The following is a 14,441-nucleotide window of genomic DNA, read 5'->3' on the forward strand; positions in this document are numbered from 1 at the left end:
GTCGCTGCCGCCGTCACGCGCGTTCGAGATGGCTTCGACGAGCGTCGGTTCGGCGCCGAGCGACGGTGTCGCGTCGGTCACGTCGTCGCCCGGCGGCGCGTCGATATCGGAACAGGACAACACGTCGCGCGTTGCTGATACGATCGACGCACCGCGTTCGCGCACGACGGAGGGCCCCGACCGATGCAAGCCACCGACACTTTCATGGATCACGAAATTCGCGTCGACGCGACGCGCAACGCGAACGGCGCGTGGGTCGCGCAGGTGCGGATCTTCCGCGACGGCGCGCCGGTCGATCTGCCCGCGCCCGAACTCGTCACGCCCGAATGGCTCACGTGCGACAAAGCACTGCGCGGCGGCATCGACCAGGGGCGCGTGATGATCAGGACGCGCGACCGGTAACGACGCCCGGAACATCCGCGCGTCGCGATGCGCGGCGCGGACCCGGTTTCGAAACATGCACGGACGTCGGGGTTCGTCGCGCCTCCATCAACGGTCAGGCCGGTGCCGTCATGCCGCCGTCACGCGGCGGCCATCTGCCGCTCGAGCGCCGCTTCGGCCTTCAGGTTGTCGAGATCGCGGCCGATCGTCACGACCGCGAGCCGCGTGTTGCCGCGCCAGTAACCGATCGAGCAATCGTGCGCGCCGAGGTCGCCGTCGATCTCCACGCGATCCCATTGCTCCGCATGGCCGACATAGCGGATCGTCAGGTCGTACTGCTGACTCCAGAAAAACGGCGCCGCGTCGAACGGCCGCTGCTGGCCGAGCATGTTGCGCGCCGCGATGCCGCCCTGCCGCTCGGCGACGACCCAGTGCTCGACGCGAATCCGCTCGCCCGTCAGCGGATCGGGCCAGCGCGCGATGTCGCCGGCCGCGTAGATGTCGGGCGCGCTCGTCCGAAGGAAGCGGTCGACCGTCACGCCGCGTTCGACGGCGAGCCCCGCGTCCTGCGCGAGCCCGACGTTCGGATGCACGCCGATGCCGACCACCACGACGTCGGCCGGCAGCACGTCGCCGTTCGACAGCGTCACGCTGTCCGGCCCGATCCGCGCGGGCGTCGCGCCGAGATGAAACACGACGCCGTGCGCCTCGTGCAACGCCTTGATCGTGTCGCCGAGCGCATCGCCGAGCACGCGGCCCATCGGATGCGCATCCGGCGCGACGACGTGCACGTCGAGCCCGCGCGTGCGCAGCGCGGCGGCCGCTTCGAGCCCGATGAAGCTCGCGCCGACCACCACGCAACGGCGCGCCGTTTCCAGCTTGCCGATCAGCGCATCGCAATCGGCGCGCGAGCGCAGCAGGCAAACGTGCGGCAGATCGGCGCCGGGCACGTTCAATCGGTTCGGCTCGGTGCCGGTAGCGAGCAGCAGCGCACCGTATTCGACACGGCCGCCGTCGGCCAGCTCGACCGCCCGCTGCGCGGGATCGATGCGCACGACCCGCGTGTTGCAGCGCACGTCGATCCGCTGCTCCGCATAGAACGACGGCGCACGCAGCGGCAGCCAGTCGGCCTGCGCGGTGCCCGCGAGGTAATCCTTCGACAGGTTCGGCCGGTCGTACGGCGGATCGGCATCGGCGCTCAGCAGCGTGATCGAATGCGGATAGCCTTCCTGCCGCAGCGTCACCGCGGCCGCGATCGCAGCGGCGCCGCCGCCGACGATCACGACCGACGCGGGCAGCCCGGCTGCCTTCGGTGCAGCCGGTACGGCGGCCGGCCGCGCATCGAGTACGACGGCGCGGCCGTCGCGCCGCTCGACGCGCCAGCACGGCAGCCCGTCGAGCGCCGGCGCGCGCTCCATCTCGCCGGTGCGCAGGCAGAACGCCGCGTGATGCCACGGGCAGCGAATCGTGTCGCCGACCAGCAGGCCCTGGGCCAGCGGGCCGCCGTAGTGCGGGCATTGCGCGCCCACCGCGAACAGTTCGTCGGCGCGGCGCACGAGCAGCACCGCCGCGTCGCCGACATGGCCCTCGATCATCGCGCCGTCGGCGAGATCGTCGACGGCGATCCCTTGCGTGAGATCGGGTGAGGACGCAGCATCGCTTCCAGTCATGACGTGGCTCCCGGAAAGTCAGGTAACGATTCCATTATCGACATCCGTCCTGGAAAGAACAGGCACAGACGCCCCGCAGCGCACGCAAACACCGACTGTAGCCTGGACCCGATCCATGACCGGCGTAGCACGCGATCGACGTTGCGGCGCAACACGGCGGCCGCTCCGCGAGCGGCCGCCGCCGTGTGGGCCATCGCAAGCCGCGTGCCGACGCGCGCCCGCTCTCCGAGCACCGGCGCGCAGCCGTACCGGCCGCGATGACGGCGCACCACGCGGCGGTACGTTCAGCCGACGCAGGCTGCGGCGAGCTTGCCGACGACGACGACCGCGTGCTCGATCTCCGGCGACCAGGGGCTGCTGTAGTTCAGCCGGATGAAATTCCGGTAGCTGTCCGCGATCGAGAACATGTAGCCCGGCCCGATCGTGATCCCCTGCTCCAGCGCGAGCTGGTACAACCGCATCGCATCGACCTGCGCGGGCAGCTCGACCCACAACACGTAGCCGCCCGCCGGGCTCGACATGCGCGTGCCCTCCGGAAAGAACCGCGACACCATCGCGCGCATCAGGTTCGCTTGCTGCGCATACGCCTTGCGCAAGCGCCGCAGGTGATGCTCGTAGCCGTCTCGCTCGAGAAACTCCGCGATCGCGAGCTGCGGCAACGACGGCGTCGCGAGCGTATTCAGGAATTTGAGTTTTTCGACCTGTTCGCGATAGCGCCCCGGCAGCGCCCAGCCGATCCGGTATGCGGCCGTCAGGCTCTTCGAGAACGACGAGCAATGCAGCACGATCCCGCTACGGTCGTACGACTTCAGCGAACTCGGATGCGTGTCGCCGAAATACAGTTCGTTGTACACGCCGTTCTCGATGATCGGCATCCCGGCTTTGGTTGCGAACTCAACCAGTTCGCGCTTGCGCTCGTCCGGCATCTGGAAGCCCAGCGGGTTCTGGAAGTTCGGCATCACCATGCACGCGGCGATCGGCTGCGACTTCGCGATCGCGGCCAGCGCCGCGATGTCGATCCCGTATTCCGGATGCGTGGCCACTTCGATCGCCTTCATCCCCATCCGCTCGATCGCGTGCAGCATCGCGTAGAACGTCGGCGACTCCACCGCGATCGTGTCGCCCGGCTTCGCGACCGCCTGCAGGCACAGGTTGATCGCCTCCGTCGCGCCGACCGTCACGATGATCTCGTTCGGATCCACCGACATCCCGTTTTCCAGGTAGCGGCGCGCGATCTGCCGGATCAGCCGCGGGTGGCCCGGCGGCAACCCGTCGGTCACGCCCCACAGCGATTTGTCGCGGCCGGCCGCGTACGCGTAGCGATTCAGCTTCTCGAACGGAAACGGGCTCGGGTCCGGATACGGCGAGCCGAGCGGCACCGCGTCGTCCGTGCCGATCGAGCGCAGCGTCGACAGCACGAGCCGGCTCACGTCGACCGACGACGAGATCGCGATCGGCTTCGACGGTCGCAGCTCGCGAACCGGCGCATGGCTGTCGTCGCGCCGCAGGTTCACGAAATAGCCCGACTGCGGCCGGCTTTCGAGCAGCCCGCGGCTCTCCAGCAGCAGATACGCGTGCAGCACGGTCGTGATGCTGATCCGGTGCTGCTGGCTCGCCTGCCGCACCGACGGCACACGATCGCCGTGTCGATATACCCCTTGCCGAATGAGTCGCTCTACGTCGTTTGCAAATTTCTCGTAGAGCTTCATCCGCCTCGCCCCGCCAGCGATGAACCGGCCTGCCCCGCACGAGCGGTACGGCCACGCCGACGCATGAAGCCGGATAGCCGTCGCCGGGCGCGGGTGTCCCGGTGCGGACCTCGTCCGTTACCGAAATTGAAGGCGGATAGCAATGCGAATCTCATCAAGACAAGGTTCGGCATCCTACTGCGTCATTTCGGCGAATGTAAGTGACAGTTTGGCGAGGAAAACTCAAATCCGGCCGGCGTGGTGAACAGATGCGAACGCGACGGCGCGGCCGCGCCGCGGCCGTTCGCCGCGCACGTCATGTCATGAAGTACCGCGGGTGCCGAAGGCGCCGGCGGTAATGCGAGGCCCGGCCACGCGCGGGCTCGCTCGCGCTCACGCGTCGTCGACGTTGTCCGCGTAGTGGTCGATCGCGACCTTGCACTCGTCGAACACCGCCGTCAGCAGCGCGACGTCGTTCGACTCGATCCACTTGCGGATCTGCAGGAACTGGCCGGTGCCGAGATTGGCGATGCGGTCCGGATCGTCGGTCGTCACGTCGACGACCGCGATCGCGCGGTTGCCGGGCAGCGGCGACAGCGTCGCCGCGATGTCGAAGCGCCGGTACGATTGATCGATACGCATGCCATGCCCCCGAATCGGTTCGAAAGGAACGCGCTCAATCGAGCGCCTGGCGAAAGACCTTGCCGCCGAATCCCGTCACGACGTTGTCGACCGAGAACGGCGTGTCCTCCTTCGCTTCGAGAATGACCGCGACGCTGCCGGGCACGAGCCGCGCCGCGACCGTCTCGACGAACGCACCGTCGAGCAGCGCATTGCCGGCCGCGTGCGCGAGCATGCCGGCGCCCGCGCCGGCCGCCATGCCGGTCGCCATGCCGAGCGGCCCGGCGAGCAGGCCGAGCAACCCGCCCGCGATCGCGCCGATCACGCCGCCCTTGAACGGCCGCGATTCGGCGTCGAGCACCGCGAGCTTGCCGTTCGCGTCCTTCTCGACGACGACGCCGTTCTCGATGTGGAATCCTTCGTTCTTCTCCGACAGCGCGTCGAAATCGTTCGCGGCCTGCCGAGCCGTGTCGACGCCGCCGAACACGGCGACGATCAATTGCCTGGTCATGCGACACCTCGTGTGGTGGGATGAAGGTAGGGCCGCCGCACCTCGCGCGGCGTGCCGGGGTTCGCTCCGCATGCCGCCCGCGCGTTACTTGCGGGCATGCAAGTCGTCCTCGACATCGTCGACGTCCGCCGGAAAGCGGTGCTGCCCGAAACTCAGGATCAGCACGCCCACCGCGAGCAGCACGATTCCGAAGGTCGTCATCAGCATCCGCTCGGGACTGTCGGTCGCGCCGCGCAGGATCAGGTCGCGCGCGAGCGACGTCATCGCGATGAACAGCGGAAACCGCACCGGCAGCCGGCCGAGCCGCAGATAGCGCAGGTCCATCGCGAGCACTTCCAGATACAGGAACATCAACAGCAGGTCGGTCAGCGACACTTCGCCCGCGAGCACGACCTTCCACGCTTCCTGCGTCATCGCGAACGCGGTCGCCAGCCCGATCACGACCAGCCCGGCCAGCTCGGCCGCGTGCAGGAAATGACCGAAGCGGCGACGAATGCGCTCGGCGGTCGTATCGGCGGATGCAGTGGACGTATTCAACGCGTTGACCGGTGCAGTGTCGTAGAGGGTGCGATCGATGCCGCATCGCCGCGGCGGGTAGTGTCGGGTAACGGAAAGCCCGCGACGGGCGGACCGGAAACCGTTGCGCACGCATCGGCTCCGCTCGCGCCGGTCGCCTGCGCGACCGCGGACAGCGTCCGCCGGCAACACGCGTAAAACGCGACGCCGGCATCGGTGCACACGACGTCGTCGCCCGCGCGGTCCAGCAGCAACCGGCAGCCGAGATAGCGTTCGAGGCCATCGAGCCGCGCATCGACCTGCGCGACGTCGAGCTTCAGATCGGACGCCGCGCCGTGCAGCCCGCCGTGCTCGACGATTGCACCGAAAATACGCATCGCTTCCAAAAGGTTCATCATGATGGCCGTCGTCGGGCGGAGCGGAACCTAATCTACTGCACGCGACACGCACGCTCAAGAGCACAGCGCCGCGGGCGTCAGGAGTACAGCTGCGCCGCCGCCGCACAAAACCCGGCCCGGTTTGATCCATTCGAATGACAGATCGTCGATACGTGTTCCAAAGACCCGCCGAAGCTGCTAGATTGCATGCTCGACGACGTTACGCGGTGCGGCAGTTCACGCGCCGGGCGAACGCGCGGCGCCACCGTCCGCCTTCCCTTCGCGCCGGGGGGCGGCCGCCGCCGCTGCGGCCCGTTGCGCGATGCCCGCGCAACGTCCTTCATCCGCATGTCACACAGAGCACAGAGAACCGTCGCATGACACAGTTCAACCGTTCGCCTTCGCGCGCCGCGGCTGCCGCGGCCCGTCCGTCCCGACCCGACTGACCGGCAGGCCGCGATGCAGACGCCCCCTCTCCCGATCTCCCAGGCCGTTCACAGCACGATCACGCGCAGCGCGATCTTTCTCGTGGCGACGATCAATCCCGGCGCCGATCACGCCGACACGATCCGTTCGTGGTGCGGCGACATCGCCGCGCTCGTGCGCTCGGTCGGCAAGCGCGTACCGGGCGGCAACCTCACGTGCGTATGCGGCTTCGGCTCCGATGCATGGGATGCGCTGTTCGGCGAGCCGCGTCCGGCGTCGCTGCATCCGTTCCGCGAATTCGGCGCCGGCCAGCGCGTCGCGGTCGCGACGCCCGGCGACATCCTGCTGCACATCCGCGCCGAAGCGATGGACCTGTGCTTCGAGCTCGCGACGCAACTGCTCGGCGCGCTCGGCGACGCGGTCACGGTCGTCGACGAAGTGCACGGCTTCCGCAATTTCGACCAGCGCGCGATGATCGGCTTCGTCGACGGCACCGAGAACCCGGAAGGCCGCGCGGCGGTCGACTTCACGGTGATCGGCGACGAGGATGCCGAATTCGCGGGCGGCAGCTACGTGCTCGTGCAGAAGTACCTGCACGACATGGCCGGCTGGAACGCGCTCGCGGTCGAGACGCAGGAGCGCATCATCGGCCGCACCAAGCTGTCCGACATCGAGCTCGCGCCGGACGTGAAGCCGTCGTGCTCGCACAGCTCGCTGACCACGCTCGACGAAGGCGGCCGGGAAGTGAAGATCCTGCGCGACAACATGCCGTTCGGGCGCCCGGGCGCCGGCGAATTCGGCACCTATTTCATCGGCTATGCGCGCTCGCCGGCGCCGATCGAGCAGATGCTCGAGAACATGTTCGTCGGCCGCCCGCCCGGCAACTACGACCGCCTGCTCGACTACAGCCGCGCGGTCACCGGCTCGCTGTTCTTCGTGCCGTCGGCCGACCTGCTCGAGGCGCTCGCCGATCGCGCGGCGCCGGCCGCCGGCGCCACCCAACCGGAATCCGCGCCGTCCGCGCCGCAGCGCGACGGCTCGCTGAACATCGGCTCGCTGAAAGGAATCCCGACCTATGAATAACCTGCACCGCGAACTCGCCCCGATCTCGTCCGCCGCCTGGGAACAAATCGAGGAGGAAGTGGCGCGCACCTTCAAACGCTCGGTGGCCGGCCGCCGCGTCGTCGACGTCGACGGCCCCGCGGGGCCCGAGCTGTCGGCCGTCGGCACCGGGCACCTGCTCGACGTCGCCGCGCCGCGCGAGCACGTGAACGCGCGGCTGCGCGAGGTGCGCACGATCGTCGAGCTGACGGTGCCGTTCGAGTTGAGCCGCGACGCGATCGACAGCGTCGAGCGCGGCGCGCGCGACGCCGACTGGCAGCCGGCGAAGGAAGCCGCGCAGCGGCTCGCGTTCGCCGAAGACAACGCGATTTTCGACGGCTACCGCGCGGCCGGCATCGTCGGCATCCGCGAAGGCACGTCGAACCGCCGGCTCACGCTGCCGGCGGACGTGAGCGCGTACCCGGACGCGATCAGCGACGCGCTGGAGGCGCTGCGCCTCGCCGGCGTCGACGGCCCGTACTCGGTCGTGCTCGGGTCGGACGCGTACACCGCGCTCAGCGAAGCGCGCGACCAGGGCTATCCGGTCCTCGGCCATATCAAACGCATCGTCAGCGGCGAGATCATCTGGGCGCCGGCGATCAGCGGCGGCTGCGTGCTGTCCACGCGCGGCGGCGATTACGAGCTGCACCTCGGGGAAGACGTGTCGATCGGCTACACGAGCCACACCGACAGGGGCGTCCGCCTGTACCTGCGCGAAACGTTCACGTTCCTGATGCTGACGAGCGAGGCATCGGTGGCCGTGGCGCCGCAGGACCACGCGGCCGCCTGAGCGCGGTTGCCGGCGCGCGATGCCCGCCCAGGCGTCGCGCGCGACGGCCGCGCTGCCGGCCGCAGGTTCGTCGCCGATCCAGCCCATCTTGGATGGAGGATGTCATGAGCGAATCGAATGACGCATTACAGGCGCTGCAAGCGTCCGTCGCCACCCTGCAGCAGAAGGTCGATGCCAACGCGGGCAGCCAGGCCGGCGATACCGCCGTGCTGTTTACCGTCGTGTCGCTGATGCTGGCCGAGCTGCCGCCCGACACGCGCAACCTGATCGAGGATTCGTTCTCCGTCTGGGCCAATGGTCTGCCGAATGCGGCGCTGTCGGCCGACGTGAAGCAGATCGCACGGCAACGGCTCGCGATGACACTGTCGGACTGATCGCGGTTCACGGCGGTTGCGCGATGTCCGGCGCGTACCGTGCACCCCGCGCTCGCCTGCGCCGGCCCCACGGCGCGCACCGGCTGCGGTGCGCGCGGGGCCGGGCGTAGCCGGTTCGCGCCCGCGCTGCGTGTCGCACTCAGGTTCGCTCGCCGCTTCACTCCCCGCTTTTCTCCGCCTTTCGCTCCCCGTTTGCCGGCTGCCGGCGCCCTGCGCGCCCATGTCGCACCGCGCCGTTCGCCCGCCGCCCTTTACCGCTTTCCCGCCCCCTTCCACCGCCGGCGGCCCGCGCCGCCGTGCGCGCGCCCGTCTGTACTCCTTGCCGCCGAATCGCGCGCCGATGTGAGGGTGCAATTCACGGCCGGTCCGGCATGGAACTGTGTCTTGGAGGGCCCGCGCCGATTCGCTATTTTGAACGCAGTCGAAGCGATGCCGTGGGCTCCTCTCGGCACGCGCGCTTTCCGCCCGGACCGCGACCGTGCGCCACGCCGGCGCGCGCTGCGCGATCGCACGGGTGCGGCCCGCGCGCCGCCGCGGTGCGTGCCGTGCCTGCGGTCGGCGCGCGTGAGCGCCGCACCGCATCGGGCTTCACCCTTCGCCCCACCTTCACCGACAGGAGCCAGACCACCATGCCCGCACTTTGCGATATCTGTCACGCCCGGCCGGCCGTCGCGCGCGCAACCGTGATGCAGGACGGCGAGCGCAAGACGATCTCGATCTGCGATTACCACTTCCGCCAGCTGATGCGGCATCAGAGCATGCTGAATCCGTTCGATGCGCTGTTGGGCGGCGGCGGACCGTCGTCGTTGTTCGGCGGCCTCGGCGACGAATCGCCGCTCGCCGCCGAGATCCCGCGCGAATCGGTCGACCCGACCGACGCATTCAGCGAACAGACGCTCGAACTGCTGCAGCGCGCGGCCGAGAAGGCGCACGAGCTGCGCCGCAGCGAGCTCGATTCCGAGCACCTGTTGTACGCGCTCGCCGACACCGACGTCTGCGCCGCGCTGCTGAAGGAATTGAAGCTGTCGCCGCAAGACATCCGGTCGTACATCGACGAACACGCGCACACCGGCACGGCCGCGCCCGATGCGCCGCTCGACAAGCTGTCGATCTCGCCGCGCGTGAAGAAGGCCGTCCAATACGCGTTCCAGGCGTCGCGCGATCTCGGCCACTCGTACATCGGCCCCGAGCACCTGCTGATCGGGCTCGCATCGGTGCCGGACAGCGTCGCCGGCACGCTGCTGAAGAAATACGGCGTGACGCCCGAGGCGCTGCGCCAGAAGGTCGTGAAGGTGGTCGGCAAGGGCGCCGAGGACGGCCGCGTCGACGCGCCGACCGGCACGCCGAACCTCGACAAGTTCGGCCGCGACCTCACCGCGATCGCGCGCCAGGGCAAGCTCGATCCGGTGCTCGGCCGCGCGCAGGAAATCGAAAGCACGATCGAGGTGCTCGCGCGCCGCAAGAAGAACAATCCGGTGCTGATCGGCGAGCCGGGTGTCGGCAAGACCGCGATCGTCGAAGGGCTCGCGCAGCGGATCGTCAACGGCGACGTGCCCGAAGTGCTGCGCGACAAGCGGCTCGTCGAAGTCAACATCAACTCGATGGTGGCCGGCGCGAAGTATCGCGGCGAATTCGAGGAACGCGCGAAACAGCTGATCGACGAAGTGACGGCGAAGCAGGACGAACTGATCCTGTTCATCGACGAGCTGCATACGATCGTCGGCGCGGGCCAGGGCGGCGGCGAAGGCGGCCTCGACATCGCGAACGTGCTGAAGCCCGCGCTCGCGCGCGGCGAGCTGAGCCTGATCGGCGCGACGACGCTCAACGAATACCAGAAGTACATCGAGAAGGACGCCGCGCTCGAACGCCGCTTCCAGCCCGTGTTCGTGCCGGAGCCGAGCGTCGAGCAAACGATCGTGATCCTGCGCGGGCTGCGCGACAGCCTCGAGGCGCATCACCAGGTGACGTTCGCCGACGACGCGTTCGTCGCGGCCGCCGAGTTCGCCGACCGCTACATCACGTCGCGCTTCCTGCCCGACAAGGCAATCGACCTGATCGACCAGGCCGCCGCGCGCGTGCGGATCGGCGCGACGTCGCGTCCGGTCGACATTCAGGAAGGCGAAGCGCAGATCGCGCAACTGAAGCGCGAGCAGGACTATGCGACCTCGCGCAAGCGCTTCGACGAAGCGAAACAGTTCGAAGAGCAGATCAACGCGAAGCAGAAGGCCGTCGACGAGAAGATGGAGGCGTGGCAGCGCAAGACCGGCTCGGAGACGCTCGAAGTGACCGTCGAATCGGTGGCCGAGGTCGTGTCGCGACTGACCGGCATCCCCGTGTCCGAACTCACGCAGGAAGAACGCCAGAAGCTGCTGAAGATGGAAGAGCAGTTGCGCGAGCGCGTGGTCGGCCAGAGCGATGCGGTGGTCGCCGTCAGCGATGCCGTGCGGCTGTCGCGCGCGGGCCTCGGCCAGACGCACCGGCCGATCGCGACGTTCCTGTTCCTCGGGCCGACGGGCGTCGGCAAGACCGAGCTCGCGAAGGCGCTGGCCGAGACCGTGTTCGGCGACGAGCAGGCGATCATCCGCATCGACATGTCGGAATACATGGAGCGGCACGCGGTCGCGCGGCTGATCGGCGCGCCGCCCGGCTACGTCGGCTACGACGAAGGCGGCCAGCTCACCGAGCGCGTGCGGCGCCGCCCGTACAGCGTGATCCTGCTCGACGAGATCGAGAAGGCGCACCCGGACGTCTACAACGTGCTGCTGCAGGTGTTCGACGACGGCCGCCTGACCGACGGCAAGGGCCGCGTGGTCGATTTCAGCAACACGATCATCATCGCGACCAGCAACCTCGGCGCGGCGATCATCATGGACAACCTCACGCAGCCGGAAGCCGCGCGCAAGACCGACAAGGCGATCCGCGACGAACTCATGCAGGTGCTGAAGGGGCATTTCCGGCCCGAGTTCCTGAACCGGATCGACGAGGTGATCGTCTTCCACGCGCTGTCGAAGGACGACATCCGCGCGATCGTGCAGATCCAGCTCGACCGCGTGGTGCGCACGGCCGCCGCTCAAGACATCACGCTCGTGATGGGCGACGCGCTCGTCGCACACCTGACCGAAGCCGGCTACCAGCCGGAGTTCGGCGCACGCGAGCTGAAGCGCCAGATCCGGCAGACCATCGAGACGCGACTCGCGAAAGAGATCCTCGCCGACCGGCTGAAGTCGGGCGACCGGTGCGAAGTCGACTACGACGAGGGCAGCGACGAAGTGAAGTTCAACAAGCTCGCCGCGCCCGAAGCGAAGGACACCAAGGCAGCGAAAGGCACGAAGGACGCGAAGCCGGACGCCGACGGCAAGCCTGAAGCGAACGGCAAGGCCGGCAAGGCTGCCAACGCAACCGGCGACGCGAAGCCGGACGACACGCCCGCCGACGCCCCGCCGCCCACGGCGAAGCCCGGCAAGAAGTCGTCCGGCGCGAAGAAGGACGCCCGCTAGGAAAACGCATGCCCCGCCACCCGGGGCACGCATGACCGGCTCCGTCCGCCGGACGGAGCCGCCCCACGCCGCGACACGGCGCAACCGAGCCGCCCGCACCGGGCCCGGCTATTGGAGATTCACATGACAAATCGACGCGAAGTGCCAGGCATCAGGAAATACGATGGGCCCGCCGGCGGTTGGGGCGCGCTTCGCGCGACAGCCGATGCGGTGCGCACGCAGATGGAAACCATCGAGGCGCCGATCGTGCTGATGCGGACCAACCAGCCCGACGGCTTCGACTGCCCCGGCTGCGCGTGGCCCGACAAGGAGCACAAGTCGACGTTCCAGTTCTGCGAGAACGGCGCGAAGGCCGTCACGTGGGAAGCGACGACCAAGCGCGTGACGCCCGAGTTCTTCGCGGCGAACACCGTGTCGTCGCTGCTGCGCATGTCGGACTACGAACTGGAGAACATGGGCCGGCTCACCCATCCGCTCGTCTACGACCGCGCGACCGACACGTTCCGCGCGATCGAATGGGACGACGCATTCGCGCGCATCGGCGAAGTGCTGCGCGCGCTGCCGCCCGAGCAGGTCGAGTTCTACACGTCGGGCCGCGCGTCGAACGAAGCCGCATACCTGTACCAGCTGTTCGCGCGCGAGCTCGGCACCAACAACTTCCCCGACTGCTCGAACATGTGCCACGAGCCGACCAGCGTCGGCCTGCCGCAATCGATCGGCATCGGCAAGGGCACCGTGTCGCTGGAGGATTTCGACCACTGCGAGCTGATCATCTCGATCGGCCACAACCCCGGCACGAACCATCCGCGAATGATGGGCACGCTGCACGAGTGCGCGCGCCGCAACGTGCCGATCATCGTGTTCAACCCGCTGCGCGAACGCGCGCTCGAACGCTTCGCCGATCCGCAGGACATGATCGAGATGGCGTCGTTCGGCTCGACGCGAATCGCGTCGACGTACTACCAGGTCGATGCGGGCGGCGACGCGGCCGCGCTGAAGGGCATCATGAAGGCGCTGCTGCGGCTCGAGGCCGAGCAAGGCAACGTGCTCGACCGCGACTTCATCGCGCAGCACACCAGCGGCTTCGAGGCGTTCTCGGCCGATCTCGAAGCCACGTCGTGGGACGACATCGAACGCGCGAGCGGCCTGAGCCAGGCGCAACTCGAACAGGTCGCGCTCGCGTACGCGAAGTCGAACGCGACGATCGTCACGTACGGGATGGGCGTCACGCAGCACAACAAGGGCACGGCCACCGTGCGCCTGATCGCCGACCTGCTGCTGATGCGCGGCAACATCGGCAAGCCCGGCGCCGGCGTGTGCCCGCTGCGCGGTCATTCGAACGTGCAGGGCAACCGCACGGTCGGCATCACCGAGAAGCCGTCGGCCGAATTCCTGAAGAAGATCGAGGACGTGTGCGGCTTCACGCCGCCCGCGCAGCACGGGCACGACGCGGTGCAGGCGATGCAGGCGATGATCGACGGCACCGCGAAGGCGCTGCTGTGCCTCGGCGGCAACTTCGCGGTCGCGCTGCCCGATCCGGAACAGTCGTTCCCGGCGATGGCGAAGCTCGACCTGAGCGTGCATCTCGGCACGAAGCTCAACCGTTCGCACCTGCTGGTCGGCAAGGAAACCTTCATCCTGCCGGTGCTCGGCCGCACCGAGCTCGACATGCAGGCCACCGGCCGGCAGTCGATCACCGTCGAGGATTCGATGTCGATGGTCCATGCGTCGGCCGGCAAGCTCAAGCCCGCATCGGACCAGTTGCGCTCGGAGCCCGCGATCGTGGCCGGCATCGCACACGCGACGCTGCCGAACAGCAAGGTCGCATGGCTCGACCTGATCGCCGACTACGATCGCATCCGCGACCTGATCGACAAGACGGTATCCGGCTTCGAGGCGTTCAACGAGCGCATTCGCACGCCGGGCGGCTTCCGCCTGCCGCTGCCGCCCACCGAGCGCGTGTGGCCGACGCCGACCGGCAAGGCGATGTTCTCGGTCTACAAGGGCGTGAAGGAGGACGCGGACGTGCTCGGCGCCGAACAGGTGCTGCGCCTGATCACGCTGCGCAGCCACGACCAGTACAACACGACGATCTACGGGCTCGACGATCGCTATCGCGGCGTGTTCGGTCGGCGCGACGTGCTGTTCATGAACGCGGCCGATCTCGAGAAGTACGGGCTCGAACACGGCGACCTCGTCGACATCGAGACGGTCGCCGCGTCGGGCCGTACGCTGCGCCTCGAGAAGATCACCGCGATCGAGTACGACATCGCGCCGGGCTCGGTCGGGGCGTACTACCCGGAAGCGAACGTGCTCGTGCCGCTCGACTACATCGACAAGGAAAGCGGCACGCCGTCGTACAAGTCGGTACCGGTGCGCGTTACGCGCTCGGCGGTCGTGTGATGCCGCGGCAGGCGCGCGCCACGTAACCCGCCGCGTGCCTGCCCGACTCCCGCCACCGCTCGCCGCCGCGGCGCGAGCGACGCGGC

Annotated in this window: 12 protein-coding genes; 6 read left to right on the forward strand and 6 right to left on the reverse strand. The window is 68.6% G+C overall.

The window, feature by feature from the left end; translation table 11 throughout:
• The first annotated feature begins 183 nt into the window (after nucleotides 1–183).
• Nucleotides 184–402, forward strand: a complete 219-nt coding sequence (locus WS96_RS22315; RefSeq protein ID WP_059835437.1) for a DUF6566 family protein — start codon at nucleotides 184–186, stop codon at nucleotides 400–402.
• A gap of 119 nt (nucleotides 403–521) precedes the next feature.
• Here the strand turns inward: WS96_RS22315 and WS96_RS22320 are convergent, their stop codons facing one another.
• The 6 genes from WS96_RS22320 to WS96_RS22345 form a co-directional block, all read right to left on the reverse strand.
• A complete protein-coding gene (locus tag WS96_RS22320; RefSeq protein ID WP_059835439.1) occupies nucleotides 522–2,051 on the reverse strand; it encodes an FAD-dependent oxidoreductase in 1,530 nt (509 codons plus the stop codon).
• Nucleotides 2,052–2,335: 284 nt separating this feature from the next.
• Nucleotides 2,336–3,760, reverse strand: coding sequence for an aminotransferase-like domain-containing protein (locus tag WS96_RS22325; protein ID WP_059835441.1), 1,425 nt, complete (start codon nucleotides 3,758–3,760; stop codon nucleotides 2,336–2,338).
• A gap of 372 nt (nucleotides 3,761–4,132) precedes the next feature.
• Entirely contained in the window at nucleotides 4,133–4,381 is a 249-nt protein-coding gene (locus WS96_RS22330) for a hypothetical protein (RefSeq protein ID WP_059835443.1), read from the reverse strand.
• Between the two features lie 34 nt (nucleotides 4,382–4,415).
• Nucleotides 4,416–4,871 carry a DUF1269 domain-containing protein gene (locus WS96_RS22335; protein WP_059835444.1) on the reverse strand — a complete coding sequence of 152 codons (456 nt, stop codon included), beginning with the start codon at nucleotides 4,869–4,871 and terminating at the stop codon, nucleotides 4,416–4,418.
• An 84-nt stretch (nucleotides 4,872–4,955) separates the two neighbouring features.
• Nucleotides 4,956–5,408 (reverse strand): phosphate-starvation-inducible protein PsiE, encoded by a 453-nt coding sequence (locus tag WS96_RS22340; RefSeq protein ID WP_059785167.1) that lies wholly within the window; start codon nucleotides 5,406–5,408, stop codon nucleotides 4,956–4,958.
• The gene (locus WS96_RS22345; RefSeq protein ID WP_059835447.1) at nucleotides 5,405–5,782 is read right to left on the reverse strand and encodes a LysR family transcriptional regulator; all 378 of its coding nucleotides are present in this window, start codon (nucleotides 5,780–5,782) and stop codon (nucleotides 5,405–5,407) included. The genes WS96_RS22340 and WS96_RS22345 overlap by 4 nt, the downstream gene beginning before the upstream one ends.
• A gap of 441 nt (nucleotides 5,783–6,223) precedes the next feature.
• Here WS96_RS22345 and WS96_RS22350 point away from each other — a divergent pair, with 441 nt between their 5' ends.
• The 5 genes from WS96_RS22350 to WS96_RS22370 all read left to right on the forward strand — a co-directional run bounded on the left by WS96_RS22350 (nucleotide 6,224) and on the right by WS96_RS22370 (nucleotide 14,355).
• On the forward strand, nucleotides 6,224–7,273 hold the full coding sequence (locus WS96_RS22350) for a Dyp-type peroxidase (RefSeq protein WP_059835449.1): 1,050 nt from the start codon (nucleotides 6,224–6,226) through the stop codon (nucleotides 7,271–7,273).
• The gene (locus WS96_RS22355) at nucleotides 7,266–8,081 is read left to right on the forward strand and encodes a family 1 encapsulin nanocompartment shell protein (protein WP_059835450.1); all 816 of its coding nucleotides are present in this window, start codon (nucleotides 7,266–7,268) and stop codon (nucleotides 8,079–8,081) included. The genes WS96_RS22350 and WS96_RS22355 overlap by 8 nt, the downstream gene beginning before the upstream one ends.
• A gap of 104 nt (nucleotides 8,082–8,185) precedes the next feature.
• Nucleotides 8,186–8,455 (forward strand): hypothetical protein, encoded by a 270-nt coding sequence (locus WS96_RS22360; RefSeq protein WP_059835452.1) that lies wholly within the window; start codon nucleotides 8,186–8,188, stop codon nucleotides 8,453–8,455.
• Between the two features lie 629 nt (nucleotides 8,456–9,084).
• Nucleotides 9,085–11,952, forward strand: a complete 2,868-nt coding sequence (locus WS96_RS22365; RefSeq protein WP_059835454.1) for an ATP-dependent Clp protease ATP-binding subunit — start codon at nucleotides 9,085–9,087, stop codon at nucleotides 11,950–11,952.
• A 123-nt stretch (nucleotides 11,953–12,075) separates the two neighbouring features.
• On the forward strand, nucleotides 12,076–14,355 hold the full coding sequence (locus tag WS96_RS22370; protein ID WP_059835456.1) for an FdhF/YdeP family oxidoreductase: 2,280 nt from the start codon (nucleotides 12,076–12,078) through the stop codon (nucleotides 14,353–14,355).
• The last annotated feature ends 86 nt before the right edge of the window (nucleotides 14,356–14,441 follow it).

The sequence above is a fragment of the Burkholderia sp. MSMB1835 genome (assembly GCF_001526365.1).
Taxonomy (GTDB): domain Bacteria; phylum Pseudomonadota; class Gammaproteobacteria; order Burkholderiales; family Burkholderiaceae; genus Burkholderia.

Bases quoted from the DNA above. Each gene is read 5' to 3' on its own strand.
- WS96_RS22315 (WP_059835437.1), top strand. From the start codon at position 184: ATGCAAGCCACCGACACTTTCATGGATCACGAAATTCGCGTCGACGCG.
- WS96_RS22320 (WP_059835439.1), bottom strand. From the start codon at position 2,051: ATGACTGGAAGCGATGCTGCGTCCTCACCCGATCTCACGCAAGGGATC.
- WS96_RS22325 (WP_059835441.1), bottom strand. From the start codon at position 3,760: ATGAAGCTCTACGAGAAATTTGCAAACGACGTAGAGCGACTCATTCGG.
- WS96_RS22330 (WP_059835443.1), bottom strand. From the start codon at position 4,381: ATGCGTATCGATCAATCGTACCGGCGCTTCGACATCGCGGCGACGCTG.
- WS96_RS22335 (WP_059835444.1), bottom strand. From the start codon at position 4,871: ATGACCAGGCAATTGATCGTCGCCGTGTTCGGCGGCGTCGACACGGCT.
- WS96_RS22345 (WP_059835447.1), bottom strand. From the start codon at position 5,782: ATGAACCTTTTGGAAGCGATGCGTATTTTCGGTGCAATCGTCGAGCAC.
- WS96_RS22350 (WP_059835449.1), top strand. From the start codon at position 6,224: ATGCAGACGCCCCCTCTCCCGATCTCCCAGGCCGTTCACAGCACGATC.
- WS96_RS22355 (WP_059835450.1), top strand. From the start codon at position 7,266: ATGAATAACCTGCACCGCGAACTCGCCCCGATCTCGTCCGCCGCCTGG.
- WS96_RS22360 (WP_059835452.1), top strand. From the start codon at position 8,186: ATGAGCGAATCGAATGACGCATTACAGGCGCTGCAAGCGTCCGTCGCC.
- WS96_RS22365 (WP_059835454.1), top strand. From the start codon at position 9,085: ATGCCCGCACTTTGCGATATCTGTCACGCCCGGCCGGCCGTCGCGCGC.
- WS96_RS22370 (WP_059835456.1), top strand. From the start codon at position 12,076: ATGACAAATCGACGCGAAGTGCCAGGCATCAGGAAATACGATGGGCCC.